The organism is Methylobacterium sp. WL8 (assembly GCF_008040045.1).
GTDB classification, from domain to species: domain Bacteria; phylum Pseudomonadota; class Alphaproteobacteria; order Rhizobiales; family Beijerinckiaceae; genus Methylobacterium; species Methylobacterium cerastii.
This window is the reverse complement of record NZ_VRVF01000071.1, coordinates 1-25,405: the sequence shown is the minus strand read 5'-3', so window position 1 is coordinate 25,405 and position 25,405 is coordinate 1. Positions and strand designations below refer to the sequence as shown.

At 65.7% G+C, this 25,405-nt stretch carries 22 protein-coding genes and 4 pseudogenes; 10 read left to right on the top strand and 16 right to left on the bottom strand.

All coding sequences use genetic code 11. The features are described from left to right. A partial coding sequence (locus tag FV234_RS27090; protein WP_348643084.1) for an IS3 family transposase occupies nt 1–96 on the top strand: 96 nt, incomplete at its 5' end. Nucleotides 97–123: 27 nt separating this feature from the next. Further along, nucleotides 124–903 (top strand): annotated as a pseudogene (locus tag FV234_RS20675) (IS481 family transposase); the annotation flags it as partial. A gap of 218 nt (nt 904–1,121) precedes the next feature. On the opposite strand, the gene FV234_RS20670 reads toward FV234_RS20675, so the two are convergent. After that, nucleotides 1,122–1,958, bottom strand: a complete 837-nt coding sequence (locus FV234_RS20670) for a YfdX family protein (protein WP_147812822.1) — start codon at nt 1,956–1,958, stop codon at nt 1,122–1,124. Nucleotides 1,959–2,584: 626 nt separating this feature from the next. Here FV234_RS20670 and FV234_RS20665 point away from each other — a divergent pair. Then, on the top strand, nt 2,585–2,905 hold the full coding sequence (locus FV234_RS20665; RefSeq protein ID WP_147831349.1) for a hypothetical protein: 321 nt from the start codon (nt 2,585–2,587) through the stop codon (nt 2,903–2,905). A gap of 21 nt (nt 2,906–2,926) precedes the next feature. On the opposite strand, the pseudogene FV234_RS20660 reads toward FV234_RS20665, so the two are convergent. Next, nucleotides 2,927–3,067: pseudogene (locus FV234_RS20660) on the bottom strand (IS5/IS1182 family transposase); the annotation flags it as partial. A gap of 102 nt (nt 3,068–3,169) precedes the next feature. Between FV234_RS20660 and FV234_RS20655 the strand changes: the two are divergent. After that, on the top strand, nt 3,170–4,195 hold the full coding sequence (locus tag FV234_RS20655) for an IS110 family transposase (RefSeq protein ID WP_187273747.1): 1,026 nt from the start codon (nt 3,170–3,172) through the stop codon (nt 4,193–4,195). 258 nt (nt 4,196–4,453) lie between these two features. Here the strand turns inward: FV234_RS20655 and FV234_RS20650 are convergent. Continuing rightward, nucleotides 4,454–5,121, bottom strand: a pseudogene (locus FV234_RS20650) (IS5 family transposase); the annotation flags it as partial. A 149-nt stretch (nt 5,122–5,270) separates the two neighbouring features. On the opposite strand from FV234_RS20650, the gene FV234_RS20645 reads away from it, so the two are divergent. Together FV234_RS20645 and FV234_RS20640 are read left to right on the top strand one after the other, a co-directional pair. Then, nucleotides 5,271–5,666: a hypothetical protein gene (locus tag FV234_RS20645; RefSeq protein WP_147831345.1), complete on the top strand. Its 396-nt coding sequence runs from the start codon at nt 5,271–5,273 to the stop codon at nt 5,664–5,666. Continuing rightward, nucleotides 5,653–6,552 carry a sigma-70 family RNA polymerase sigma factor gene (locus FV234_RS20640; RefSeq protein ID WP_147831343.1) on the top strand — a complete coding sequence of 300 codons (900 nt, stop codon included), beginning with the start codon at nt 5,653–5,655 and terminating at the stop codon, nt 6,550–6,552. Before FV234_RS20645 ends, FV234_RS20640 begins: the two co-directional genes overlap by 14 nt. A gap of 3 nt (nt 6,553–6,555) precedes the next feature. Here the strand turns inward: FV234_RS20640 and FV234_RS20635 are convergent, their stop codons facing one another. Further along, on the bottom strand, nt 6,556–6,996 hold the full coding sequence (locus FV234_RS20635; protein WP_147831341.1) for a hypothetical protein: 441 nt from the start codon (nt 6,994–6,996) through the stop codon (nt 6,556–6,558). 12 nt (nt 6,997–7,008) lie between these two features. Further along, complete coding sequence (locus FV234_RS20630) at nt 7,009–7,767, bottom strand: SDR family oxidoreductase (protein WP_147831339.1); 759 nt, start codon at nt 7,765–7,767, stop codon at nt 7,009–7,011. Nucleotides 7,768–8,102: 335 nt separating this feature from the next. On the opposite strand from FV234_RS20630, the gene FV234_RS20625 reads away from it, so the two are divergent. Beyond that, the gene (locus FV234_RS20625; RefSeq protein WP_246686255.1) at nt 8,103–10,403 is read left to right on the top strand and encodes an ATP-binding protein; all 2,301 of its coding nucleotides are present in this window, start codon (nt 8,103–8,105) and stop codon (nt 10,401–10,403) included. Nucleotides 10,404–10,642: 239 nt separating this feature from the next. On the opposite strand, the gene FV234_RS20620 is transcribed toward FV234_RS20625, so the two are convergent. From FV234_RS20620 to FV234_RS20585, 8 genes are all read right to left on the bottom strand, one after another. Further along, nucleotides 10,643–11,581 (bottom strand): MBL fold metallo-hydrolase, encoded by a 939-nt coding sequence (locus FV234_RS20620; RefSeq protein WP_147831335.1) that lies wholly within the window; start codon nt 11,579–11,581, stop codon nt 10,643–10,645. A 396-nt stretch (nt 11,582–11,977) separates the two neighbouring features. After that, nucleotides 11,978–13,450: a citrate lyase subunit alpha gene (gene citF, locus FV234_RS20615; protein WP_246686254.1), complete on the bottom strand. Its 1,473-nt coding sequence runs from the start codon at nt 13,448–13,450 to the stop codon at nt 11,978–11,980. A gap of 59 nt (nt 13,451–13,509) precedes the next feature. Beyond that, nucleotides 13,510–14,391 carry a CoA ester lyase gene (locus FV234_RS20610; RefSeq protein WP_147831331.1) on the bottom strand — a complete coding sequence of 294 codons (882 nt, stop codon included), beginning with the start codon at nt 14,389–14,391 and terminating at the stop codon, nt 13,510–13,512. 8 nt (nt 14,392–14,399) lie between these two features. Next, complete coding sequence (locus tag FV234_RS20605) at nt 14,400–15,683, bottom strand: TRAP transporter large permease subunit (protein ID WP_147831329.1); 1,284 nt, start codon at nt 15,681–15,683, stop codon at nt 14,400–14,402. After that, nucleotides 15,680–16,267 (bottom strand): TRAP transporter small permease, encoded by a 588-nt coding sequence (locus FV234_RS20600; RefSeq protein ID WP_147831327.1) that lies wholly within the window; start codon nt 16,265–16,267, stop codon nt 15,680–15,682. Before FV234_RS20600 ends, FV234_RS20605 begins: the two co-directional genes overlap by 4 nt. Nucleotides 16,268–16,304: 37 nt before the next feature. Continuing rightward, nucleotides 16,305–17,315, bottom strand: a complete 1,011-nt coding sequence (locus FV234_RS20595; protein WP_147831325.1) for a TRAP transporter substrate-binding protein — start codon at nt 17,313–17,315, stop codon at nt 16,305–16,307. Nucleotides 17,316–17,445: 130 nt separating this feature from the next. Beyond that, nucleotides 17,446–18,165, bottom strand: a complete 720-nt coding sequence (locus tag FV234_RS20590; RefSeq protein WP_147831323.1) for a GntR family transcriptional regulator — start codon at nt 18,163–18,165, stop codon at nt 17,446–17,448. 5 nt (nt 18,166–18,170) lie between these two features. Continuing rightward, nucleotides 18,171–18,581 carry a carboxymuconolactone decarboxylase family protein gene (locus tag FV234_RS20585; protein WP_147724746.1) on the bottom strand — a complete coding sequence of 137 codons (411 nt, stop codon included), beginning with the start codon at nt 18,579–18,581 and terminating at the stop codon, nt 18,171–18,173. A 193-nt stretch (nt 18,582–18,774) separates the two neighbouring features. Here FV234_RS20585 and FV234_RS20580 point away from each other — a divergent pair, with 193 nt between their 5' ends. Next, the gene (locus FV234_RS20580; RefSeq protein ID WP_147831321.1) at nt 18,775–19,680 is read left to right on the top strand and encodes an NAD(P)-dependent oxidoreductase; all 906 of its coding nucleotides are present in this window, start codon (nt 18,775–18,777) and stop codon (nt 19,678–19,680) included. Between the two features lie 7 nt (nt 19,681–19,687). Here the strand turns inward: FV234_RS20580 and FV234_RS20575 are convergent, their stop codons facing one another. The 3 genes from FV234_RS20575 to FV234_RS20565 are packed head-to-tail and all read right to left on the bottom strand — an operon-like array spanning nt 19,688 to nt 22,849. Further along, nucleotides 19,688–20,560 carry a MaoC family dehydratase N-terminal domain-containing protein gene (locus FV234_RS20575; protein ID WP_246686253.1) on the bottom strand — a complete coding sequence of 291 codons (873 nt, stop codon included), beginning with the start codon at nt 20,558–20,560 and terminating at the stop codon, nt 19,688–19,690. Next, nucleotides 20,557–21,672 (bottom strand): CaiB/BaiF CoA-transferase family protein, encoded by a 1,116-nt coding sequence (locus tag FV234_RS20570; protein WP_147831319.1) that lies wholly within the window; start codon nt 21,670–21,672, stop codon nt 20,557–20,559. Before FV234_RS20570 ends, FV234_RS20575 begins: the two co-directional genes overlap by 4 nt. A 13-nt stretch (nt 21,673–21,685) precedes the next feature. Continuing rightward, nucleotides 21,686–22,849, bottom strand: coding sequence for an acyl-CoA dehydrogenase family protein (locus FV234_RS20565; protein ID WP_147831317.1), 1,164 nt, complete (start codon nt 22,847–22,849; stop codon nt 21,686–21,688). Nucleotides 22,850–23,356: 507 nt separating this feature from the next. Here FV234_RS20565 and FV234_RS20560 point away from each other — a divergent pair. Continuing rightward, nucleotides 23,357–24,292, top strand: coding sequence for a LysR substrate-binding domain-containing protein (locus tag FV234_RS20560; RefSeq protein WP_147831314.1), 936 nt, complete (start codon nt 23,357–23,359; stop codon nt 24,290–24,292). Nucleotides 24,293–24,971: 679 nt separating this feature from the next. Further along, a pseudogene (locus tag FV234_RS20555) lies at nt 24,972–25,123 on the top strand (IS5/IS1182 family transposase); the annotation flags it as partial. Nucleotides 25,124–25,405 lie beyond the last annotated feature (282 nt).

Below are 25,405 nucleotides of genomic sequence, written 5' to 3'. Positions count from 1 at the left end.
TTGTTCGCCTACATCGAGGGCTACTACAATCGGCAGCGCATCCACTCGGCCCTGGGATACATCACACCCGAGCAAGCCGAACGGAACGCGAGCTAACCCCCCTGTCCGTGGAACCGGGGGAGGATCATCGCCTTTCGTCGTCACACGCTCCTGCCCCTCGACGACTGCCTCTACGCGCTCCAGGCCACGATCCCGCACCTGACCCGCTCGTCGCTGCATCGTTGCCTGCAGCGCCACGGCATCAGCCGATTGCCGGAGGTCGACGGCGACAAGCCCAAGCGGTCGCGCTTCAAGGCTTACCCGCTCGGCTACTTCCACATTGATCTGGCCGAGGTCCACACGGCGGAAGGGCGGCTCTACCTGCTTGTCGGTATCGACCGTACGACCAAGTTCGCCTTCGTCGAGTTGCACGAGAAGGCAACTCGGCGGGTCGCAGGCGACTTCCTCCGCCATCTCATCGAGGCCGTGCCCTACAAGGTGCATACGGTGCTCACCGACAACGGCACCCACTTCACCACGCCCGGCAACGTTGCCTCGGCCGCATCCATCATCAAGGAGGCGATCGAGGCCGGAGAGACCTTCCGAGCCCACAGCTTTGAGTCCGCCTGCGCCCGAAACGATATCGACCATCGCCTGACCAAGCCGCGCCATCCCTGGACCAACGGTCAGGTCGAGCGAATGAACCGCACGATCAAGGACGCGACGGTCAAGCGTTACCACTATGACAGCCACGACAAGCTCCGCGCCCATCTGGCCGACTTCGTCAGCGCCTACAATTTTGGCCGCCGCCTGAAGACCCTGCGGGGTCTCACGCCCTACGAGGCCATCTGCAAAGCATGGTCCGCCGAGCCCGAACGATTCAGATCAAACCCGCTCCACCAAATGCCGGGACCAAACATCTAGCTGGTGAGATCCGGGGTTCCCCCGCCGCGTGAGCAGATCGCGGCGGGGCCGAACCGCAAGGTGCCTCACCCGCCCTGTAGGCTCTCCGCGAAGTCGTCGGGCACCTCGCCGAATTGACCCAAGATCGTCGCGCTTTCTAGCTCGCCAGTCTCATCGTTGAGGCTGAACACTATCGCTGAGTTGCCCCACGTTTAAATGGCGGCGTGAGGCAACAGAGATCAGTGTGCGGGCTTAGCCACGCTGCCCGTTGACGCGCCCGTCTCCGGCTTGCCGGTGGCCGCCGTATTGTCGGCCTTTGGCACTGCCGTCGCTTCGATCACGTCAAAACGGACCCCATCCTCGACCTGCTTCAGAGTCGCGTTGGCCTCGTAGTACTTGCCGTCGGCGATGAGCTTGGCGGCGTTGTCGACGCCCTGCGTGGTCTTGCCCAGCGGCACCACCGCCATCGTAAAATCGACGTCGACGCCAGCAAGCTTCAGCCGGTCGACCGCGCCTTTTTTGTCACCCTGCTTTAGGTGCTGGTTAGCTTCATCGACTGCTTTCGACTGATCTTTGTTGCGGGCGACAAAATCGTCCGCGAGCACAAGCTGCGCGTCGACCGGGAGCCACGTCACAGCCTCCTTCGAGTTGGCAGAGGCGCTGGCGGCGGGCTTACTCGCATCCGCCTGCTTGCCGGGCTCGGTCTGACCCTTGGCCGTGCCGTCCTTGCCAGCCATCGTTGCAGCCGTATCTATTCCGGCGGGCGGCTTCAAATCCGCCTCAGCCTTGATGAAAGCTGTAGAGTCGGTCTTGGCCTTCTCTAGGGCGGACTGCGCGTGGCTCACGAACATCCGTGCCTGGTCAGGTTTGGCCTCGTAGATCGCCAGGCGCGCAAGGTGGACATCGCGGTAGGCGTCTACCCCGTCGGTAGAAAGCTTCCCAACGTCGGCATCAGTCTGCTTCTGCTGAGCACTTATCACAGGTGCCGCTTGAGACGTCTGGTCTGCCGCTACAGCCGCACCGGCGAGCAGGGTCGAAGCTGCCAGCGCAGCGGCGAGTGATTTTAGCCTGGCCATGATCGGATCTCCTTAGAACTTTCTAAGACTCGGCGGCGACCAACTATGGACGTCTTCCATGCGGTCCTGAAAGTCTCCTGACAATGGCAGATTTGACGACGATGTTGCATGAAACATCTGTCATCTTGCGGTAAGGGTTTGGTGAGCGGTTCGCGTAATGCGGGAAAGCCGACGTTGCCTTAACCATGTCGCCCGGTCGACATGGACCGTCCCACCGGGTCACGCCTGCCCTGGCACCCTCGCGTGTTCTGAAATCGGGTGAGCAGGATACTGGCTTCCTGCATCGTCGCCCCGATCACGCCTGCGATGTTACCAGACGTCTGCGCATCGTGGGGATAGGTCGTTGCGTAACCTACGTAAATCTAGCGGATCGGTAGGCGCTTCCAAGGTCATCTATACCGCCTGCTCTGCCCGAAGGCGGACCGGCAGAAATCCACTTGACCCAGTCGTAGAGCGGACGGACGGGTCCCGACCCACCTCGGCCTTTCCGACGCTTATCGGTGCTTCTCGCAAGCGGTCATTCGTAAGTGGTCCAGCAACTTCTGCTGGGGTTGGAGGCTGTGTGAAAACGCGCTCCCCGCGCGGGTCGTGGTAAGAGCGACGACAAACCTGACGAGCGGGCTATCATGACGGCGCCTCGCCTTTTGTCCCAAACCGAGTTCTCAGCCTGCTTCACCGCTCCGATGCGGAACGTGACGGCAACCGCTGAGGCAGTCGTCGATGTCTGGTCGTACGCCGAATCGATCGCGCTGCCGCTGGGACGTGTCACGCAGCTTCTCGACGTCACCGCCGTCTATCGCGACGCAGCCAACCGTTTCGATCAGGTGCTGATCGGTACGAACGTCAAAGATCTCTCACTTGTCGTCATCGTGGATACCCTGCGCTGCACCGTGCACGGTCATTGTTTTCTCGATTTGGCAGACGCGTACGGCATGGACCGAACCTGAAGGCCGAGCATTGGCTAAGAGCTAGGGACAAAACCGTTTGGCCTGAGTTCGGCAGATGAGGGCGCAGGCGAGGGTGGTGAAGGCGAGGTGGAGGTCAGCGCGTCGCTCGTAGCGGATGGTCAGCCGGCGGAAGCGAGCCAACCACGCCAGCGTGCGTTCGACATGCGCTGATCGCGACCCGGGCTGGGACTGAATCGGACAGCTGCCAAGCGGTGCGCGATGCGGTCTGATAGCCGCGTCTTCAACCCGCTCCGGAGCGCTGCCATGCCCCAGTATGCTGCCCTCGACGTCTCGAACGAAGAGACCGCTATCCACATCATCGATGAGGCCGGAGCAACGGTCTGGCGCGGTAAACGCGCCAGCGATCGAGATGTGCTGACCACGGCGTTGCGGCGCTACGCGCCCGACCTCGTGCGTGTCGGACTGGAGACGGGGCCGCTCACCCCATGGCTCTATCACACCTGCAAGGCGCTCGGTCTGCCCATTGTCTGCCTGGACGCACGGCATGCGCGAGCCGCCACCGCTCTGCAGCGGAACAAGACCGACGCGCGCGATGCCGAGACGCTGGCGCAGCTCGTGCGTATGGGCTGGTACCGCGAGGCTCGCGTCAAAAGCTACGCCGCTCATGCCGTCCGCCACCTCGTCGGCGCGCGCGCCCAACTCATGGGTGTGGCGGTCGACCTGTCCAACCAGATCCGCAGCACCCTCAAGACGTTCGGCCTGATGGCTGGCAAAGGCGCGGGTCGTGCCTTCGAGAACCGGGTGCACGAGCTCATCGCGGAGCGACCCACCGTCGCCGGTATCGTCGATCCGCTTTTGGCGGCGTGGCGGGCCGTGCGCGGCCAGATCAGTGTCCTGGATCGACGTCTCATTGCCTTGGCCAAGGGCGATGCCACCTGCCGCCTGCTGATGACCTGTCCCGGCGTTGGGGTCATCGTCGCCACAAGCTTCGCGGCCGCCATCGAGGCACCCGAGCACTTCCGTCACTCGCGATCCGTCGGAGCCTACCTCGGGCTGACGCCGGCACGCCATCAGTCCGGTGAGACCGATCGGTCAGGCGGTATCTCGCGCCGAGGCGACCGGCTGATGCGGACCTACTTGTTCGAGGCGGCAGCCAGCCTGCTGGTTCGCGTGAAGCAGGACTCGGCCCTGAAGGCGTGGGGGCGTGCCCTAGTCGAGCGCATGGGGTTCAAGCATGCCGCCGTTGCGGTCGCGCGCAAGCTCGCCGTGGTGCTGCATGCGATGTGGCGGGCAGGAACGCCGTTCCAGCCTTGGCCCACGGCTGTATGAGGCGTTCGCTGCCGAGGCGCACAAACGTCGTTCACTGAGATCCGCTGGCGTGAAGCGGACAGAGGCGTCCCCGCCGGGACGCGAGCAGAGCCATCCCGGGTTGGGTCTTGTGGCCGGTGCCGAACCGGACCGCGCGTTCGACATGGTGAGCTCCGCTTCGAGACGCATGGTGCGGCGGTCGATAGGGCCGACCGCGGAAACAACCACGATCCGGCGGTGACCACGCTCTCCGACTTGACGTCTGCAACGCGATCAAACAACGATCCAACGATAGCGGCCGAGGTGCTGGCTGCTCTCGATGCCGCGCCGGGCGATGCGCGGCGTGATGCTGCGCGCCCGGCACTCACCTCGACACCGGCGATGATCGTAGCCCTTGTCAGCGTGCAACTTGTCCGGTCTGCGCCGAGGGCGACCCCGACGCCCTGTGCGCACGCCCGGCACCGCATCGAGGGTGGCGGCCAGCATGCGGCTGTCGTGGCAGTTGGCTCCGGTGAGCGTCAGGCCGAGCGGCGTGCCGTTGGCGTCCACGACGAGGTGGCGCTTCGTTCCCGGCTTGCCTCGATCCGTCGGGTTCGGCCCCGTCGCAGAGCCCCTTTTTTCGCCGGCAGGCTTGCACTGTCGAGGGCGGCCCGTGACCAATCGAGCGCGTCTGCATCCTGAAGCTGCTCCAGCATCACGCGATGCAGAGCGGCCCAGACGCCAGCTGCCTGCCACACGCCCAGGCGCCGCCAACTCGTCTTGCCGCTGCAGCCGACATCGGAGCGCGGCAGATACTTCCACTGCATGCCCGTGCGCAGAACTAGAATGATGCCCGCCAGTGCCGCCCGATCCGAAGAGCGCGGCCGACCACCCTTCGGCTTCTCCGGCTCGGATGGAAGAAGCGGCTCGATCACCGCCCAGAGGTCGTCAGGTACAAGAGCGTCCATGCCCGCCTAACCCGCTCAACGCGGTTTTGTCCCGCGCTCTAAGCCTCAACAGGAGGCGTGGCAAAAACTTCGAGCAAACCTGAATCTCATGTCACAAGAGGCATCAGCGCCTCGTCACTCTCGCGAACCAAACACGTGGAGAGAGTGCAATGAGCAAAACTATTCCGGTGCTAGCCGGCCTTCTTGGCGCAGGGCTAGCTAGCAACGGCATCTTCATGCTCATCGCACCCGAGGCATGGTACTTCGCAGTGTCGGGCGTGACGACGACAGGCCCGTTCAACCAGCACTTCCTGCGCGATATCGGCCTGATCTTCGTGCTGATCGGTGCGGGGTTCGCATACGGGGCCATGAGGCCGCGCTCGCGTACCCTGCTCTGGAGCATGGGTGCGATCTGGCTATCCGGCCACGCGCTGTTCCACTTCTGGGAGGTTGCGGTGGGTATCTGCGGACCGGAGGTTCTGTCGCGCGACTTCCCAGCGGTGACCCTTCCTGCGCTTATCGCGGTGGCCCTCAGCATCTGGTCCTTCCGCCATGCCGAGCAGTGAGGATCCGACCGTAATCTTCGAACAGGAGCGGGCGCGCCTTGTTCGGCTCGCCTACCGCATGCTCGGGTCCGTCGGCGAAGCCGAGGATGTTGTGCAGGACGCTTGGCTCCGCTGGCGGCAGGTCGACCATGCCGGTGTGGCGTCGGCGGGTGCCTTCCTATCGCGCACGGTCACGCGGCTTTGCCTCGATGTGATGAAGTCCGCTCGGGTGCGGCGTGAGACCTACTTCGGGACTTGGTTGCCCGAGCCCGTCGCCATGGCCCCAGACGAAGCCCCTGGCGACGACCTGACCCTCACGCTGATGCTTGCCCTGGAGAGGCTCTCGCCCCTAGAGCGGGCAGCGTTCCTCCTGCACGACGTCTTCGCCGTCCCGCTCGGAGAGGTCGCCACGACGCTTCAACGTGAGCCGCCGGCTGTCCGTCAGCTCGCCGCTCGGGCCAGGAAGCACGTGCAGTCCGCCCGCCCACGCTTTCCCGTCGAACGCGAGGAGGGTGCGCGCATCGCGAAAGCCTTCTTCGAGGCGTCGGCGACAGGCGACGTCGCGGCGCTTCGCGGCATGCTGGCCGATTCCGTGGTCGTGCATTCCGACGGGGGCGGCAAGGTGCTCGCCTTCCCGCGGCCGATCATCGGTATCGACAAGGTCACGCGCATGTTCGAGGGGATCGCGCGCAAGGCTTGGATCCAGGATGCCGAGAAGCTGCAGGACCTCTGGATCGACGGCTTGCCGGGCTACTTCAGCCTGGAGCCGGGGGGGATGCTCCAGACCGTCGCCCTCGACATCCAGAACGGGCTGATCGTCGGCATCTACTTCACCCGCAACCCGGACAAGCTTCAACGGATGGCGATGCAGTTTGGGGGTGCACCGGGGGCGCCGGCACCTCACTGAGCCTCATTTACGGGCGATGGCGAGTTCCCTGCGGCAGACGGTCGAGAACCTGCAGAGTGGATCGAGGTCGCCGGCCTGTCGGATGTCCGCGAAGCTGGCGAGATCCTTGTTCGGGGCGAAGTAGGTCTCGCCGATGCGCTGCATGACACGCTCGGCTTCATGGAGTGTCTCCAGCTCTCCGAAGAGCCGGATCTTGTTGACGATGGCATAGAGATTCACCAGCTTGGCCGGGTCGTCGAGGTCATGCCGGAAGGCGTCGCCGAACAAGGTCGATGCCTCCCGGATGAACTCGCCGTAGAGCGCCTCCCGTCGCGCGCGGTCCTGCACCAGGAGGGTTGCACGCTCCTGGCTATGCTGTGTCAGCCATGTGGTCGCGAAGGAGGCCATCGCGCCTATGGCGGACCCGGCAAGCGCGGAGAGCGCCGGTATGTAGGTCGCATCCATCGGCGCGGGACCTCAGGCCACGCGCTTCGGTTGCGTCGCCAGCCAGTCGCCGTAGCGCCGCTGCGAGATCCACGCGTCGCCGGTGGGCGTCAGCCAGCGGTCTTCGAGGACCACCCCGAAATACGGAGCCGTGTCGTCCGTGACGACCTCGCGCTTTTCGCCGATGCCGTCGAAGTGGCGCTTCACCAGCTCGACCATCGGCAACCGCTCGGGGCCGGCGACCTCGATCATGCCGTTGCGGGGTGGTGCCAGGGCGGCCTCGGCGACCTTCGCGGCCACGTCGGCGGACACAATCGGCTGGATCGACGCGGAGGTCACGCGCGCGATGCCGTCGACGATTGCGGCTCCGGCAATCGCGGCAACGAACTCGAAGAACTGCGTGGCACGGACAAGGGTCCAGGGCACGCCGGCCGAGGCGATCAGCTCCTCCTGGGCGAGCTTGGCGCGGAAGTAGCCACTGTCGAGCAGGAGCTCGGTCCCGACCACCGAGAGCGCGACATGGTGCGAGACGCCGGCGGCCTTCTCGGCCTCGGCCAGGTTCTGTCCGGCGCGGACGAAGAAGTCCATCGCCGCGTCGTCGGCGAAGGAAGGCGAGTTGGCGACGTCGACCACGACGCTGGCGCCCTGCAAGGCTTCCGCGAGGCCTTCGCCCGTGATGGCATTCACCCCCGTATTGGGGGAGGCCGCGAGCACCTCATGGCCGGGTGCTTTCAGGGTGGTGACGACCTGCGAGCCGATCAGCCCCGTGCCGCCGATGACGACGATCTTCATGTGACGCTCCGTCCTGTGTCCGGTCCCGATTGGGAGGTTCGGGGTCAAGACGAGGGCGGTCCCGCACGATGTGACATCGGCTCTGGGATAAATCGATCCAGCTGCGGTGCAAACGCTCGGGGAACCGTGAAAATGCGTTCGGCCATGTCACGTCCGCACAGGCGTCCTCGTCGTGCACTAGCAGCACGAGGATGGACGATGACGACGCGCTACATCGAAGGGTTGAGGATGGACCGTTCCCATATGCTCCTTGAGCAAAGGACGGTCGGTTGAGACCCCCGCGTCCGCTCAGATGGCAGTTCCTTACCCTCTTCCTCGGCGTCCTGGGTCCGACCTTGCTGTTCGTCGGTGTCCTGCTCTGGCAGTTCGCCGCGTCTGAACGCACGCGCGTCGAACAGGAGGTTCAGACCCGAGCCCACGGCTTGTCCGTGGCGTTCGACCGCGAGATCTATGGCGTCCTCACCACGCTTCAGGCGCTCGCAACCTCGCCGAGCCTCGTGACCGGCGACCTTCCGGCCTTCTACGCCCAGATGCAGGAGATCAGCCGCCTGCAGGGGATCAACATCAACCTGCGGCACATCGATGGGACCGCCGCGCTGACGACCCGCGCACCATACGGAACCGCGGCGCCTGCGCCCCCGGCGCTGGTAGACATCGACAGGGAGGTTCTGCGCACGGGCGTAGCGATGGTCAGCAACGTCTTCCTAACCTCCGTCATCCAGCAGCCGGTCTTTCAGATCGTGAGCGCCCCGGTCCGTATCGGTGAAACACCGACCTACCTCCTCGCGGCAAGCCTCGACCTCGGGTACCTCGTGGGGACGACGCGCCGCGAGGATCTGCCCCCCGGCTGGATCGGGTCACTGGTGGATCGAAACGGCATCGTCGCCGTCCGAACGGAGCGGCAAGCGGACTTCGTCGGCAAGCTGACCTCTGCGGATTTCCGCTCCCACACGGTCGATGCGGCCGGGCGGTATTACGGACGCAACAGGATCAGCCAGGATGTCCTCGTCGGCTATGGCCGGTCCAAGCTCACCGGTTGGACCGCGGCAGTGGTGGTCGCCACGGAACTCGTCGAAGCACCGCTGCAGCGCTCGATCATGCTCCTCGTCGCGTTGGGCCTCGTGCTCGGTTCGCTCATCGTGGGCATTGCGTTGGGCGTCGGTCGACGGGTGGAAACCGCGATGCGCCGCCTCGGCGAGAGCGCCGCAGCTATCGGCCGAGGAGACCCGGTCGGGGCCATCGCGACCCCCATCCTAGAGGTGAACCAGATCGGGGCGGCGCTGGCGGCGGCGGCGCTTCAGCTGCAGGCACGGACACGCGAGCGCGAGTCTGCGGAGATCGCTTTGCGCGACCTTAACGGGGCCCTGGAAGATCGGGTCGCTGCCCGTACGCAGGAGCTCGACACAGCGAACCGCGCGCTCATCGCCGAGATGCAAAGTCGCGAGACGGCCGAAGGCCATCTGCGGCAGTTGCAGAAGATGGAGGCCGTCGGTCAGCTCACCGGCGGCATCGCGCATGACTTCAACAACATGCTCGCCATCGTGATCGGCAGCCTCAACCTCATCCGCAAGCGCCTGGCGCGCGGCGAGAGCGATATCGAGCGCTTCATCGATGTCGCGACGGACGGCGCGAACCGGGCCGCATCGCTCACGCAGCGCCTGCTGGCTTTCTCACGCCAGCAGCCGCTCGCGCCGGAGCCCATCGACGCCAACAAGCTCGTGTCCGGGATGTCCGAGATCCTGCGCCGCACGCTCGGTGGCGGCATCAGGCTGGAGACCGTGCTCGCCGGCGGCCTATGGCGCACCCATGCCGATGTGAGCCAACTTGAGAACGCCATCCTGAACCTGGCCGTCAATGCACGAGACGCCATGCAGGATATCGACACCGGGAGTGGTCGCCTGACAATTGAGACGGCCAACGCCCACCTCGACGAGGCTTATGCCCGGACCGTCGAGATCTCACCCGGTCAGTACGTCCTCGTGGCCGTGACCGACTCCGGCACCGGCATGTCACCGGAGGTTCTGGCCAAGGTTTTCGACCCGTTCTTCACGACGAAGCCGGTGGGGAAGGGAACGGGATTGGGCCTGTCACAGGTCTACGGCTTCGTGCGGCAATCGAACGGGCATGCACGGATCTACTCGGAGCCCGGGCAAGGTACGAGCGTGAAGCTCTATCTGCCGCGCTTCTATGGGGAGGGCGAAGCGGCCGTGTCCCCTCGGGACGCTCAGGTGGTGACGCCCACCGGAAACCGGCGCGAAATCGTGCTCGTGGTCGAGGACGAGGAGGCATTGCGTCTTCTCAGCGTCGAGGCCTTGCGCGAACTCGGCTACAGCGTGCGCCACGCCGAGAGCGGCACGGCGGCGTTGCGTATCCTGGACGCTCAGCCCGACGTCGCGCTGCTGTTCACGGACATCGTCATGCCCGACATGAACGGGCGGCAATTGGCCGAGGAAGCGATGCGGCGGCGACCCGAGCTCAGGGTGCTCTACACGACGGGCTTCACCCGAAATGCCGTGGTGCATAACGGCGTGCTCGATCCCGGAACGCACTTCCTGCCGAAGCCCTTCACCCTGGAGCAATTGGCGAGCAAGGTTCGCGGTGTGTTGGATCGTGCACCGGGAACGGTCGAGGCGTAACCGACGGTCGGTCTGAGCCGACAGGTATCGTCGCAGTCCTGAGCGAGTTCAGGCGCCGTGACCATCGGCGCGCGACTCGCTACAGCAATTTTCAAACATCCTCTGCAGGCGATCTCCATGGCGCGCGATTTCGAAGAATGTCGCTCCCCGAGGAAAGCCCGGGGAGGATGGTTTTCCGTCGGCAACGCCCGAGGGGTATCTTCAGCGGGCTGCCAGTTCGGCCTTTGCTCGGTGCACGGTCAGTAATCCCAGAACACCGGCACCCAGCGAAAGGCGTCACCATCGACCGCCACCCGGCCCACGGACGGGAATGGCAAGTGCGTGGCCACCAATTGCTCACGGGTTCCGGCGAGTTCGCGGAGTAGGCGGATCCGGACGCGGGCCGCTTCTTCGGGATCGTGCTCGAAGCCGTTGTGCCAGTCGGGCTGGTCGAAGCCCACGGGGAATATGGCGTCACCGGCGAACGTCAGGCGGTCGCCGCCGGATGAAAGGCGGACCACGCTATGCCCTGGGGTATGGCCCCCGGTGCGATGGACGACCACCCCCGGCGCCACCTCATAGGTCTCTTCGAACGTCCGCAACTGGCTGCGATAGGCTTCCGAGAACCGTTTTGCGGCGGATCGAAGTGCGTCTGGGAAACCCTTCGGCATGGAGGTGAGAGTGAAATCGGGCGCTTCCCAGAACGCGACCTCGGCGCCTGCCACGTGGATCCGCAGGTCCGGCCGCAACCGCTCCTTGACCCCGTCGATGAGCAGTCCGCCGATATGGTCCATGTGCATGTGGGTCAGCACCACGTCGGTCACGGACGGCAGTTCGATGCCGGCCGCTTCCAGTCGTTTCACCAACTGCCCGGCACGCGGCAGATCCAGGTTCGGGTCCAATCCCAGCCCGGCATCGATGAGGATGGTCTGCCCGCCGCTCCGCACCACGACCGCGTTCAGCGGCCAGTCAAAGGCGTCCGGCGCCAGGAACATATCCCCCAGCCATGCCGCCCGCAGCTCTGGGTCCGCGTTGTGGGCGAGCATCGCTGTCGGAAGCGGCAGCACTCCATCGCTGATGACCAGCACGTCGATCTCACCAACGCGCACTGCGTAGCGCGATGGGACTAACTCCTCCAAGCTTGGACGCGGCTGGTCACAATCTCTCGAATGAATTTGGCTGTTCACTGAGGTGTTCATAGTCGTCCCTTCTGTAGGACGCGCGGGTATCTGGCTCACCTGGATTACAAAACGCGCGTCCGCATCGAGACGAGAGCGGGTCCGCAAATGTGACATGAGCAATCGAGGACCGAGGCCGTCGCCAATGGATGACTGCTTCAGTTAGAAGGCGCTCATGAGCAGACAGTCTCCTTTCCACCCTTCTCAGACGTTCGTAGCAGGTTCCATCCGTTAGATTTTGACCAGTAAGTGAGCATGTGAAGCACTCACCTCGCTCATCGAGCTAACGAGCCTTCGGCATTTCAAAGAGGCATTTCGGGTCCATGAATGGCATAACTTTGCTTTTGTTTAGCCGAATGGAAGGGGGTAGCGTAAGAAGCTGCAATTACGTTTTTGGTGCATGCGCGCATATCTGCGCTAAGCAGCCGGAACCATGTCGATAACGGTGCCGTCCCGATACTCGACCACAGCGACGATGCGTCCGTCGGCTGCACGGGGGCGTGCAGGACCACCGGCCCGACGCCTGGCTTCCGCGGCCAGGTCGTCGATCCCGACGAGAGGAATCCCGGCTGCGCGGAGCCGGTCCGCCAGTTCCGGGTGGCGCGGGTTCACTGCGACGCCGCCGTCGGTGACCAACACGTCCACGGTCTCGCCCGGTGTTGTAACCGTGGTGACGTCGTCGACCACCTTGGCATGAGACCTGGCGACGAGCTGCGTTGTGATCAGGGTAAGCGATGCACCGGCGGCAGTGTCGGCATGACCTCCGGAGCCGCCGAGGATGATCCCGTCTGTGCCGGTGGTGACGTTAACGTTGAAGGTCCGGTCGATCTCGGCGGCGCCGAGAATCGAGGCGTCGATGCGGTTCACCACGCAGCCGCGGTTATGCGGGTTGGCGTACATCGAGGCCGACATGGACTGATGCGCCGCGCTTCGGCGGAAGCTGTCGACTGCATCGATGTCGAAGGCTTGCACGTCCATCAGCGCGCGGAACAGCCCGGCATCGAACATCCGGACGATCCCGGCCGTGATGCCGCCAGCGGCGAAGCTGCCGACCACGCCCCGCTCTGCCATGATGGTCCCGAGGTAAGCCGCGGCCGCGAGCGAGGCGCCCCCGGCGCCGGTCTGGAACGAGAAGCCGTCCGTCAGCAGCCCAGAGGCGGCGATCACGCGGGCCGCGGTCTCGGCGATGCCGAGCGCCACCGGGTCGGCGGTCGCGCGCGTGGTGCCCGATACGATGAGCGATGGATCGCCGATGGAGGCGACCGGAACGACGAAATCAACCCAGTCCTGCCCGATCTCGATGGGCACCGCCGGATAGGGGACGATGGTGTCGGTGACGGCGACCACACGCTCGGCGCCGTGCGCGTCGGTGACGGCGTAGCCGAGCGGTCCGCAGGCGGCGCGTCCATGCGTACCGTTGAGGTTGCCGTAGCTGTCGGCGACCGGTGCCGCCACGAAGGCCACGTCGATGCTCAGGTCGCCGGACTCCACCGACCGCGCCCTCCCACCATGGGTGTACATCAGCACCGGTCTTGCCAGGATGCCGTGCGAGACCGCAACCGCCAGCGGCCCGTAGATGGTGCTGGCGGCCAACCCGGTGACGACGCCTGAGCGGATGTGCTCGATCAGCGGGGCGTGAACCGCGAACAACGCGCTCGCAGCGACGGTGATGTCGCGCAGACCTGCACGTGCGACCGCGTCCATGACCTGATTGAGCACGGCGTCGCCGTTGCGCAGGTGATGGTGGAAGGAGATCGTGGCGCCGTCGCGCAAGCCGCAGGCGCGAATGGCGGCGTCGAGATCGGGCAGGAGTTTCCGGCCGTCCCGCCGCGCCGGGTGCAGCCTCAGCCCGGCCCGGGTGATCCGCCCAGGGTCGGCGAACGCGCCCACGAAGGGGCGGACCGGACCGTAACCCGGTATGTGCTCAAGCCAACGCCCGGTCCGGACACTCACCGGGTGATCGCCTCGCCCGCCGATCCCAAGATGTCGATGGCGCGGCGGACGACGGGGGCGTCGACCATCCGCCCGTCGAGTTCGAACGCGCCGCGGCCCTCGGCGCGCGCCGCGGAGTCGCCCGCCATCACGCGGCGCGCCCAGGCGACCTCGTCCGCGGTCGGGCCGAACCCTGCGTTGAGCAATGGGATCTGCGCGGGATGCACCGCCATCGCTCCAAGGAAGCCGAAGCGGCGCGCCCGCGCCACCGTCGCCGCGAAGGCGTCGAGGTCCGCATAGGCGCCGATGCTGTCGATGAAGCCGAGGGGAACGATGCCGGCGGCGCGCGCGGCACGCAGGACGGCATAGCTCGGCGCCAGCAAGGTGTCGGGATCGGGCACACTGCCCATCGCGGCGGCGTAATCCTCGGGACCGAGGGTGATCGCGGCGACCCGGGGATCGGCCGTGGCGATCGCATCGAGGCGGGGGAAGGCCGCCGGTGTCTCGACCTGCAGGACGAGACGCACCGATCCTGGCGCCATTGCGCGCTCAGCCTCGATCTCCGATACAGCTTCTGCGACCTCGCGGACGAACCCGGCTTCCTCGACCTTCGGTAGCACCAGGGCCGCTAGGCCCGGAACCACCGCCGCCTCGATGTCGCGGGCGAGCAGACGCAACCCGTGGTTCACCCGCACCATCACCGCCGCGCCGTCGCGCCCGACCGCGGCGATCGAGGCCGGCAGCGCCGTACGCGCCGCCGCCTTCTCGCCCGGCGGCACTGCATCCTCAAGGTCGAGGATCAGCGCGTCGGCACCGCGCTTGTGCGCGCTCTCGACGAAGCGCGGCACGTGGGCCGGCAGGAACAGAAGGGATCGCCAGCGGGGCGGCGGCCGTATCATCCCTGTCCTCACATCGCGCCGAGTGCGCGGGGCAGCCACAGGGAAAGCCCCGGCCAGTACGTCACGAGCACGAGGAAGCCGAGCATCGTCAGCAGCCAGGGCAGCACCGCCACGGTGAGCTCGCTGATGCCCATATGGGCGATGCCGCTCGCCACATAGAGGTTTAGCCCGACCGGCGGGTGGCACAGGCCGACCTCCATGTTGACCGCCATGATGATCCCGAAATGGATCGGGTCGATCCCGAGCTTCACCGCGATGGGGAACAGGATCGGCGCCATAATCAGCAGGATCGAGGACGGCTCCATTACGTTGCCGGCGATCAGCAGGATGACGTTGACCACGAGCAGGAACACCAGCGGGCTGAAGTTCTTGGCGATCAGCCACGCCGCCATAGTCTGCGGGATGTTCTCCGAGGTCATCAGGAACGAGAACAGCACCGCGTTCGTGATGATGTACAGGAGCATCGCGCTCATGTTGGCCGAGGCCAGGAGCACGCGCGGCACGTCCGAGAGCTTCAGGTCCTTGTAGACGAACACCGCGATGACGAAGGCGTAGACGGCGGCCGTCGCCGCCGCCTCGGTCGGCGTGAAGATGCCGGCGTAGATTCCGCCGATCACCATCACCACGAGGAGCAGGCCCCACAGGCTGTCGCGGAAGGCGCGAAACCGCTCCATCCAGGTGGCGCGCGGCATCCGCGGGTATCCCCGCCGCCACGCGATCACCAGGGTGACGGCGGCAAGCAGGCCGGAAAGCACAAGGCCGGGCATGACGCCGGCCAGGAACAGGTTGCCGATCGACGAGTTCGTGGACACGCCGTAGAGCACGAGGATGATCGAAGGCGGCACGAGGATGCCGAGCGCGCCCGAAGTCGTGATGATCCCGGCGCCGAAGCGGCGCGGATAGCCCTCCGCCACCATCGCCGGCAGGATGATCGAGCCGATCGCCACCACCGTCGCGACGCTCGATCCCGACACGGCAGCGAACAGCGCGCAGGCCACCACCCCGGCAAGGCCGAGGCCCCCGGGCCAGTGCCCGACCAGGGAGGTGGTGAAGGCGATCATCCGCTTGGCCACCCCGCCATGCGACAGGAAGTTGCCGGCCAGGATGAAGAACGGAATCGCCATGATCGAGAAGTTCTCGATTCCGGTAAAGAGCTTCAGCGCCACGCTCTCGATCGGCACCTGCGTCAGCGTGAACAGGAAGGTCAGCACCGTCAGACCGAGCGCGATCGAGATCGGCATGCCCGTCAGCATCAGCCCGAGCAGCAGGCCGAAGATGATCAGCGCGCTCATGCCGGGCCTCCAAGCTTACCCATCTGGACGGGGTCGACGCCCTCGACCGTCTCGACGCCATCGACGTGGGCGTGGTCGCGGGCCGGCAGGTGGCCGGTCCGCAAATAAAGCCAGGCCACCTGGAGGAAGCGGAAGCACATGAGGTAGGAGCCGAGCGGGATCGCGAGGTAGACCAGCCAGACCGGGATTTCCATGTCGGGCGTGGTCTGGTCGGTGTGCGCGATGCGCCAGACGAAGTTGGTGCCCAGCGTTCCGACGATCGCCGTGAACAGGGCCCCGCAGAGCAGGCTCGTCAGCACCATGCCCTTGCGCGCCCGCGGCGGCAGCTTGTTCACCAGTACGTCGACGCCGACATGGATGCCGGTCCGGACGCCGTAGGCGGCGCCGAACTTCGCCACCCAGATGAACATGTAGATGCAAAGTTCCTGCGCCCAGCCGAAGTCGAGGCGCTCGGTGTAGGGCTGCAACGCCGGCACCCCGGAGAGGAACCGGTGGACGACGGCGGCGAAGGTGATCAGCGTCGCGGCCGCCATCAGGCTGCCGATCAGCACCTCTTCGAGCCGATCGAGGATCTTGAGCATCATGACGTGACGCGTCCCGATGTTCGTGCTGCGAACGCGGTCAGTTGTTGGCGCCGCCGGACTCGGCTTCCTTGTTCAGCTCCGCCACGAGGTCCTTGCCGACGCGCGAGGCCATCTCCTTCTGTACGGGGAGAAGCGCCTTGCGCCACGCGGACTTCTCGGCGTCGCTGAGCTCGTAGACGGTTGTCTTGCCGGTGGCTCGGATGTCGGCAAGCGCCTTGTCGTTGTCCTTCTGCGCGATCTCGTGCTCGTAGGTGGTCGCGTCGGCCATCGCGCCCTCCAGGGTCTTGCGGATGTCGGCCGGCAGCCCGTCCCAGAACGGCTTGTTCACGATCACCGCGTAGCCGACATAGCCGTGGTTCGACAGAGTTGCGTGCTTCTGAACCTCGTTGAGCTTCTGCGTGGTAACATTCGAGGGCGGGTTCTCCTGGCCGTCGACCACGCCGGTCTGCAGGGCCTGGTAGAGTTCAGAGAACGCCATCACCTGAGGCAGCGCGCCGACCGCCTTAAACTGTGCCTCCAGCACCTTCGAGGATTGGATCCGGAACTTGAGGCCCTTGAGATCCTCGGGCAGGTGCATCGGCTTGTTCGAAGTCATTATCTTGAAGCCGTTGTCCCAGTAGGCCAGCCCCTGGATGCCCTTGGATTGCAGCTTCTTGAACAAGCCCTGCCCGATCGGTCCGTCCTGAACCTTCCGCAGCACGGTGTCGTTCGGGAAGATGTATGGCAGGTCGAAGGCCTCGAACTCCTTGACGCCAAGCGGCCCGAACTTGCTCGTCGAGGGGGCGAGCATCTGCACCGCCCCGAGTTGTAGCATCTCGACCTCTTCCTTGTCCTTGTAGAGTTGGCTGTTGGGATAGAGCTCGACCTTCACCGCGCCGTTGGTGCGCTCCTCGGCGAGCTTCTTGAATCGCTCGGCGCCGAGGCCCTTCGGTGTATCGGTCGTGGTGACGTGGCTGAACTTGATGACGATCGGCGTCTGCGCCTGCACGAGACCGGTGCCGAACAGGCACGCGGCGGCCAGGAGAGTTCCCAGGATCCGAGACTTCATAGCGCCCTCCCACTCAATTCCCTGGCGTCGTCCCGGTGGGGCCGCGCCGGTATTTTGGATACCCTCGCAAGTCGGTCCCGCCGCGGTCAAGGCACGGGACTGCCCGCACCTGTCGAGCGGGCTTGCGGTGTCATTCCGTTTTCGAGTGCCGTCCGCGGCTCACCTGGGTTGGCACGTTGGACTGCTGCTCCAGCACCGCGATCGCCACCACCGCCGCCCGCGCGATGTGGAGCCGGCATGACGCTTCGGCGGCGTCCCCATCCCCGGTGACGATCGCCGCAGCGATCGTACGGATCTCGGAGACGCTGTCCTTGAGCCGCCCCGGCTGACTCATGGAGGTTAGGCGAAGCAGGGTGATGCGGTTGTGCAGGGTAGTGAGCATCTGCCGGACAACGGCGTTGCCGCAACCGCGCATCAGTGTGGCATAGAGGGCGGTCTTAGCCGCAATCAGCGCGCGGCGATCCGCGCTTGCCGCCGCTCGCGCGAAGCCCTCGACGTCGCGCCCTAGCGCCGCGATCTCGGCCTCGGGCCGAAGCCTCGCGAATTCGCGGCCAGCATAGCCCTCCAGCAATCCGCGCACCGCGTAGAGGTCGCGGGCCTCCCCCGGCGTAATCACGGTCACCGTCGGACCGCGATGCGGCACCACGGTGACCAGCCCCTCTGCCTCCAGCTGCCGGATCGCCTCGCGGATCGAGGTGCGCCCGACCCCGGTCAGCTCGCAGAGCTCGCGCTCGATCAGCCTTCGCCCGGGCGGGAAGCGCCCTTCGACGATCGCCGCGCGCAGCTTGTCCTCCACGAGCAGCCGCAGGGTCGCGGGATGGCGTTCGACGTGCAGGTCGAGATCCGGCACGAAGGTCAGAGGTCCGGGCCGACCGGCTCGCCGGTGATCGCGCCCTCGGCCTTCAGCACCTCGTGCGCCGCCTTGAAGGCGTCGAGGCCGGCCGGGATGCCGCAATAGACCGTTGCGTGGAGCAGGGTCTCCCTGATCTCCTCGACAGTGACGCCGTTTGCGAGCGCGCCCTTCACGTGGAGGCGCAGTTCCGCCGGCTTGCCGAGCGCGGTCAGCATCGCGAGGTTGAGGAGGCTGCGCGTGCGGCGGTCCAGCCCGTCGCGTGTCCAGGCGTAGCCCCAACACCATTCGGTGGTGATGCGCTGGAACGCCATCATGAAGTCGTCGGCCTTGGCGAGCCCGCCGTCGACGTACTCGGTGCCGAGCACCGCACGCCGGACTTCTAGGCCCTTCTGGAACTGCTCGCTCTCGGCCATCGCGCCCTCGCCACTTCAACTTCGCCGATCGTGACGGTGCTTAGATTGTCTGTCAATCAGCCGATTAAATCGTACCTATAGTGCGATGCATCATAAATTTACGGTCTATTGACGGATTGTCTGATGATTTGCATCGTGGGTCGGATCGGCCGCGTTTCCTCATGAGACGATGCCAGCGTTCCAGGAGATGCCTATGCCGAAGGCCGACGCCATCGTCCCTCCCGCCGTGATCGGCTTCGTCGGCCTCGGCAAGATGGGCCTGCCGATGGCGGGGCGGCTGTTGGCAGCCGGCTTCGCGGTGCACGGCTTCGACCCCGTCGCTGACGCCCGCGCGGCGTTGGCCGCCTCCGGCGGCGTGGCGTGCGCCACGGCCGCCGAGGCCGCCGCCGGCGCTGCGGCCGTGATCACGATGCTGCCGGACGGGGACATCGTCCGTTCGGTGATGCTCGGCGGAGCAACGCCCGTCGCCGCGGCCATGGAGCCGGGCGCGATCCTGATCGAGATGAGTTCGTCCGCCCCGCTCGCAACGCGGTCCCTCGGCGCGGACCTCGCGGCCGTCGGCTTGGGCATCGTCGACGCCCCGGTTTCCGGCGGGGTGAAGAAGGCGGTGGCCGGCACCCTGTCGATCATGGTCGGAGGCGCGGTCGACGCCATCGCCCGCGTGCCGGCGATCCTCGCGGCGATGGGCGCGGCCGTGTTCGAGACCGGCGGCCTAGGCTCGGCCCACGCGATGAAGGCACTCAACAACTACGTGTCGGCGGCAGGCCTGATCGCCGCCTGCGAGGCCGTACGGATCGGCGCGGATTTCGGCCTCGACCCGGCGGTGATGACCGACATCCTTAACGTTTCGACCGGACGCAACAACACCACCGAGAACAAGCTCAAGGCCTTCATCCTGAACGAGGCCTACGATTCCGGCTTCGGCCTCGCCCTGATGACGAAGGACATCGGCATCGCCGCCGACCTCGCCACGGCGCTCGACCGTCCGGCGCCGTTCTCGCGCACGGTCGCAGAATTCGCACGGCGGGCGCTCGATAACCTTGGGCCGACCGCGGATCACACCGAGGTCGACCGCTATCTCGGGCGGTTGAAGACCTGAGGCCGCCTCAGGCCGCGCCCGCCTGCGTCGTGCTCGCCTGCATGCAGATCCGGTCCTCGGCATCGAGCGTGAACCCGCAGAAGCCGCCGGCCGCATCAAGGCGGCCGCAGACGCGAAAGACCTGGTTTGCGGTCATCGGAGTCAACCCGCGATATACGAAACGCTGCGGCGTGCGGCCGAGCAGGGTCGCGGCGAGGTTGATTAGCAGGCTCGCCTGCATCGGCCCGTGCACGACGAGGTCGGCATAGCCCTCCACGTCGGTAGCGTAGGGCCGGTCGTAGTGGAAGCGGTGCCCGTTGAAGGTCATCGCGGAGTAGCGGAACAGTAGCGTCGGGGTCGCAGGGACGGGCCATACCGTGGCCCCCTCCGGCGGCGCACTCCGCGCCGGCTCTGGCCCGGCCGTGCGGCCGGCCTCCTCGCGATAGACGATATCCTGGCGCTCGCGGATTGCGAGACCGCGCTCCGTCGTGACTGCGTGGTCGACGGTGACGAAGCAGAGGCGGCCGCTGCGCCCCTCCTTCATCACCACGTCGCGGACGGTTTCGCGCCGACGGACGGTGTCGCCCAGGCGCAGGGTGTCCAGTGTCTCGATCTCGCCGCCGGCCCACATGCGCCGCGGCAACGGCACCGGCGGTAGGAATCCGCCCTTAGCAGCGTGACCATCTGGTCCGAGGGTGTCGGCCCGCGGCGTTTCCGGCGCGAGGCACCAATGCAGGGCGGGCGGCGCCGCGCCATCTGGCGTCGGCGCGAGGTGGGGCGCCAGCGTCGCGTCGTATTCGGCCAGGATGCGACGGGTGACAACGTCCTCGCCCTCGCGCGTTCGCCCGATCCATGCTTGCAGATGCGCGACATCCACCGGGCCGACCGCCTGCGCGTTCACGACCCGATGCCCTTGGTCTCGCCGAGGCCCGGCACCGCGCCGTATGCGCGCTCCGCACCGCGGACGCGCGCAGCCGGGGCCGGGAAGGCTACGGGGCCGGAGGGCGTCTCGACGCTGATCCGCCGCAGGTGCGGATGGAAGCTGAGCGCCGCCATGTCGTTGACGGAGGCGAACGCAACGTCGACCTGCGTCAGGCGGGCGACCGCCGCGTCCGCGTCGAGACCGGCGAAGGCGCGGGCGACCAAGGCGTCGGTCTCGGCGCGGTTGCGGGTCCGTGCCACGTTGGTGGCGAAGAGCGGATCCCTGCCGGCCGTCGCGTCGCCGACGAACAGCTCGCAGAACTTGATCCATTCGCGGTCGCTCTGGATCGAGATCAGCAGCCGCTTGCCGTCGCTCGTCGAGAACACGCCGTAGGGCGCGATCGAGGGGTGGGCGAGGCCGAGTCGCTTGGGCGGCCGGCCACCTTCCTGATGAAGTAGCGGCACGGTGAGCCAGTCCGCCATGACGTCGAACATCGAGATGCGGATGTCGGCGCCCCGGCCGGTAATGCCACGGGCGATCAGCGCCTCCAGGATCGCCGCGTGGGCGGTGGCGCCGGTGGCGATGTCGACCACGGAGATTCCGACGCGCGCCGGCTCGTCCGGACCTCCGGTGATCGAGGAGAGGCCGGATTCCGCCTGAATCAGCAGGTCGTAGGCCTTGCGGCCGGCGAGGGGCCCGGTTTCGCCGTAGCCGCTGATCGAGCAGGCGATCAGGCGAGGGTGCTGGCGGCAGAGGGTCTCGACGCCGAAGCCGAGGCGGTCGAGGGCGCCGGGCTTCAGGTTCTGGATCAGCACGTCGGCGCCCGCGACGAGGGTTCGCAGGCTTTCCTTGCCGGCCTCGGTGGCGAGATCGATTACCACCGATTCCTTGCCGCGGTTGAGCCAGACGAAGTAGCTGCTCTGCCCGCCTGCCACGACGTCGTCGTAGCCCCGGGCGAAATCGCCCTCTGGGCGTTCGACCTTGATGACGCGCGCACCCGCGTCGGCGAGGCGGGAGGAGCAGAACGGTGCGGCCACCGCCTGCTCGATGGCGACGACCACTAGGCCGTCGAGGGGAAGTCCGTCACGCATCGGAAGGCTCCCCTCAGAAGGATCTGGGCAGACCGAGGACGTGCTCGGCGACGTAGGACAGGATCAGGTTCGTGGAGATCGGCGCCACCTGATAGAGGCGCGTCTCGCGGAACTTGCGCTCGACGTCGTACTCGCAGGCGAAGCCGAAGCCGCCGTGGAACTGGATGCAGGCGTTGGCCGCCTCCCAGGACGCCTTGGCGGCGAGGTACTTCGCCATGTTGGCCTGGGCTCCGCAGGGGAGATTCTCATCGTAGAGGCGGCAGGCCTCGTAGCGCATCAGGTTGGCCGCCTCGACCTCGATGAAGCTCTCGGCGATCGGAAACTGCACGCCCTGGTTCTGCCCGATGGGCCGGCCGAACACCGTACGCTCCTTGGTGTAGGCGGTGACCTTGTCGATAAACCAGTAGCCGTCGCCGATGCATTCGGCGGCGATGAGGACGCGCTCGGCGTTCAGGCCGGTGAGGATGTACTTGAACCCCTGGCCCTCCTCGCCGATCAGGTTCTCGTCTGGGATCTCAAGGTCGTCGAAGAACAGCTCATTGGTCTCGTGGTTGACCATGTTGAGGATCGGCCGGACCGCCATGCCCTTCCTCTGCGCCTCGTGCAGGTCGACAATGAAGATCGACATGCCCTCGGACTTCTTCTTGACCTGATCGAGCGGCGTCGTGCGGGCGAGCAGGATCATCAGGTCGGAATGTTGGATGCGCGAGATCCAGACCTTCTGGCCGTTGATGACGTAGCGGTCGCCCTTGCGCACGGCGGTCGTCTTGATCCGTGTGGTGTCTGTGCCGGTAGTCGGCTCGGTCACGCCCATGGATTGCAGGCGCAACTCGCCGGCGGCGATCCGGGGCAGGTACTTGCGGCGCTGCTCCTCGGACCCGTGCCGGATAAGCGTGCCCATGTTGTACATCTGCCCGTGGCAGGCGCCGGAATTGCCGCCTGAGCGGTTGACCTCCTCCATGATGACGGAGGCTTCTGTCAGGCCGAGGCCCGAGCCGCCGTATTCCTCCGGGATCAGGGCGGCCATCCAGCCCGCTTTCGTCAGGGCGTCGACGAAGGCCTCGGGATAGCCTCGGGCTTCATCGATCTTTCGATGATATTCCGCAGGGAACTCGGAGCAGAGCGCGCGGACCGCGTCGCGGATGTCAGGATAGCTGCCGTGGTCAATGGTCTGCATCGCGTTTCCTCACCCTGACGGGATTGTCGATGATCGACATCGTGCGCCCCGACGGGCGCCAGAGCACTACGAACGGGTTCGGCACGTCCTGCGCGAGGTTGATCCAGATACTCTTGGCCTGGAGGTACTCGTCGATTGCGGACTATCCGTTCTCTCGGCCGATGCCGCTACGCTTGCACACGGCGTCGACCTCCGCCGCCGCGCGGATCTCCGACGTCCGCACGCGGCCGAGTACCGACGGTAGGCCTGATGTTTCCGCACCGGAAGATCGGGCGATCCTCTACCTGGAATGCCGAATTGATATGGCTTGCCGACCCCTCCGGGACGGGCGCACCAGCGGTCGCCGAATAACATTTTACTGCAAGCACTTGCACCGGATATACTTGTGTCAACTCCCCGTTGAGGGATGAGGTCGATTAGTACGGTCAAGCGATCACATGGCGGCATCGTCTTGATCGAACCCAGGCCTGATCGGTATGCCGGAGGGATGTCATCGAGGCGGCGTTCATGGACATCACCCAGCTCAAGACGTTGATTCACGTCGCCGAACTCGGGAGCGTCAGCAAGGCTTCGGAACGCCTGGGCATCGCACAACCCGCGCTCAGCCGGCAGATCCGTCTCCTCGAGCAGGAACTCGGCACCTACCTGTTCGAGCGCCATGGCCGCGGCATGGCGATCACCGAGATCGGCCACGAGGTCCTGGACCATGCCACGCGCGTCCTCGCCGAGATCGACGCTATCCGGAATCTCGCCTTGGATCGGCGCAGTTCGTACCGCGGCACCGTCTCGGTGGGGACAACGCCGACCGTGGCAGAGATCGTAACAGTGCCCCTGGTCCAGATGATCCGGGATGCGCATCCGCATCTGAACGTGCGGTTGTCGGCGGCCTTCAGCGGTCACATGCTGAACTTCCTGCAGCGGGGGGAGGTCGACATCGCAGTCATCTACAACCTGCCCGCGATCCGTTCGCTGAAGATCGATCCGGTACTTGTCGAGAACCTTCTCCTCGTTGGCTCGGCCAAGAGGGGCTTGTGCCTCGATCGAGCGATCCCGTTCTCCGAACTCGCCCAAGAACGACTCATCCTTCCGAGCGCCGGCCATCGGTTGCGAGACATCGTCGACGAATGCGCACGCCAAGCCGGCCTCGACCTGTCCTCCGCTGTCGAAACCGATTCGTTCCAATCGATGATCAAACTGGTCCGGGCCGGCCTCGGATCGACGATCCTGCCCCTTGCACCGCTCTATCCCTGGGTCGAGCGGGGCGAGCTCAGCGTCTCGCCGCTGGTCGATCCGATCCCGTCGCGGAAGCTGGTAATCGCTTACCCGGCCGACCGACCTGTCGGCCTCGCGGCCCGTTTCGTCGGCGACACGATCCGGGAAATCGCAGCGGACCTCGTCGCGCGTAACATCTGGGTCGGGCACATGATCGGCCACCCGAACTAACCGACCGACGGCGGGCGAGGTATCTCGGGCAGGCCGCGATCCTCATAAGCCCGAGACACGATGCATCACCGCGGAGCAACTCCTTTGTGTAAGATGCCTGCGGCACGTCCCCAGCGCAGCCCCCAGGTTCGACACTCCTTGGGAACGCTGCCCTCGGCGCGACGCAGATCATCCTGTAGGGCGGCTCATTCTTCCTCATCGCCGTGCTCGCCGAGCCCATCGTCCCGTCAACCAGCTGGTCCCAAGGCATGGTTTTCCGTGCCCTCTCCCTAGCGATCCTGAACTCGGGGCTCCTTTCACCTCTAGCAGGTCGGATGATCCACAGATTCGGCGGCCGGATCGCCCTGCGCTGCCGCGGCCTGAAAGTGCGTGAGGGAGCCTTCAAAGCCGGCTCGTTCCTCCCCGGGGCGTGTTGCGGTCGCGCTGCCACCGGCCGTCCCCGATGTGGACTATAGCAAGGGTGCGGTCCCCTCCCCCGCTAAGGTGGTGCGAACTTGGGTTGGATGGCGAGCATCAGTGGGCCCTCCTAGCGGCACGGCAATATCCACCCTCAAACCTCCTCGCATTTGATTCGATCGCCCAATGCGCCACATCCCGATGACGATCCGCAGCTAAACAGCTTGGAGCTCGTCCGAGTTATGCTCACGACGGCGGGGCCTGGGGTTTATTCACTCGGCTCATGGCCAAGGTGTTTCGCTCCTGGATGTCGATCAGGGCTGGTTGCTGCAGCCCTCGCTGCACGAGTTTATGCCGCCCGGGTATATGGCGCACTTGGTTCGCGACACGGTGCAGGAGGCGCTCGACCTCCCGGCCATCCTCGACACCTACACCTTGACGCTAGCAAACGCGCCAAACCCTGAAGCTGGCAAATGCGCAAAACTTTGCCGCGTGTACTTTCAAAAACAACGCCCTTGTCAAGCTTAGCAGGCCCGGGCATTCTGGCTTGGCCCGCTACTGCCATCCGACCAAAAACGAGTTTTGACGTAAGTGTCTGTCCGGCGACATATTGAGTGAGGTGAGGGGTTTGTGATTCAAGGCTGCCTGTGTGGAGGCTGCCGATGTGGACGACTGAGAACCGGACCCGCTACGATCGAAGCGAGCTTCGTTATCCGA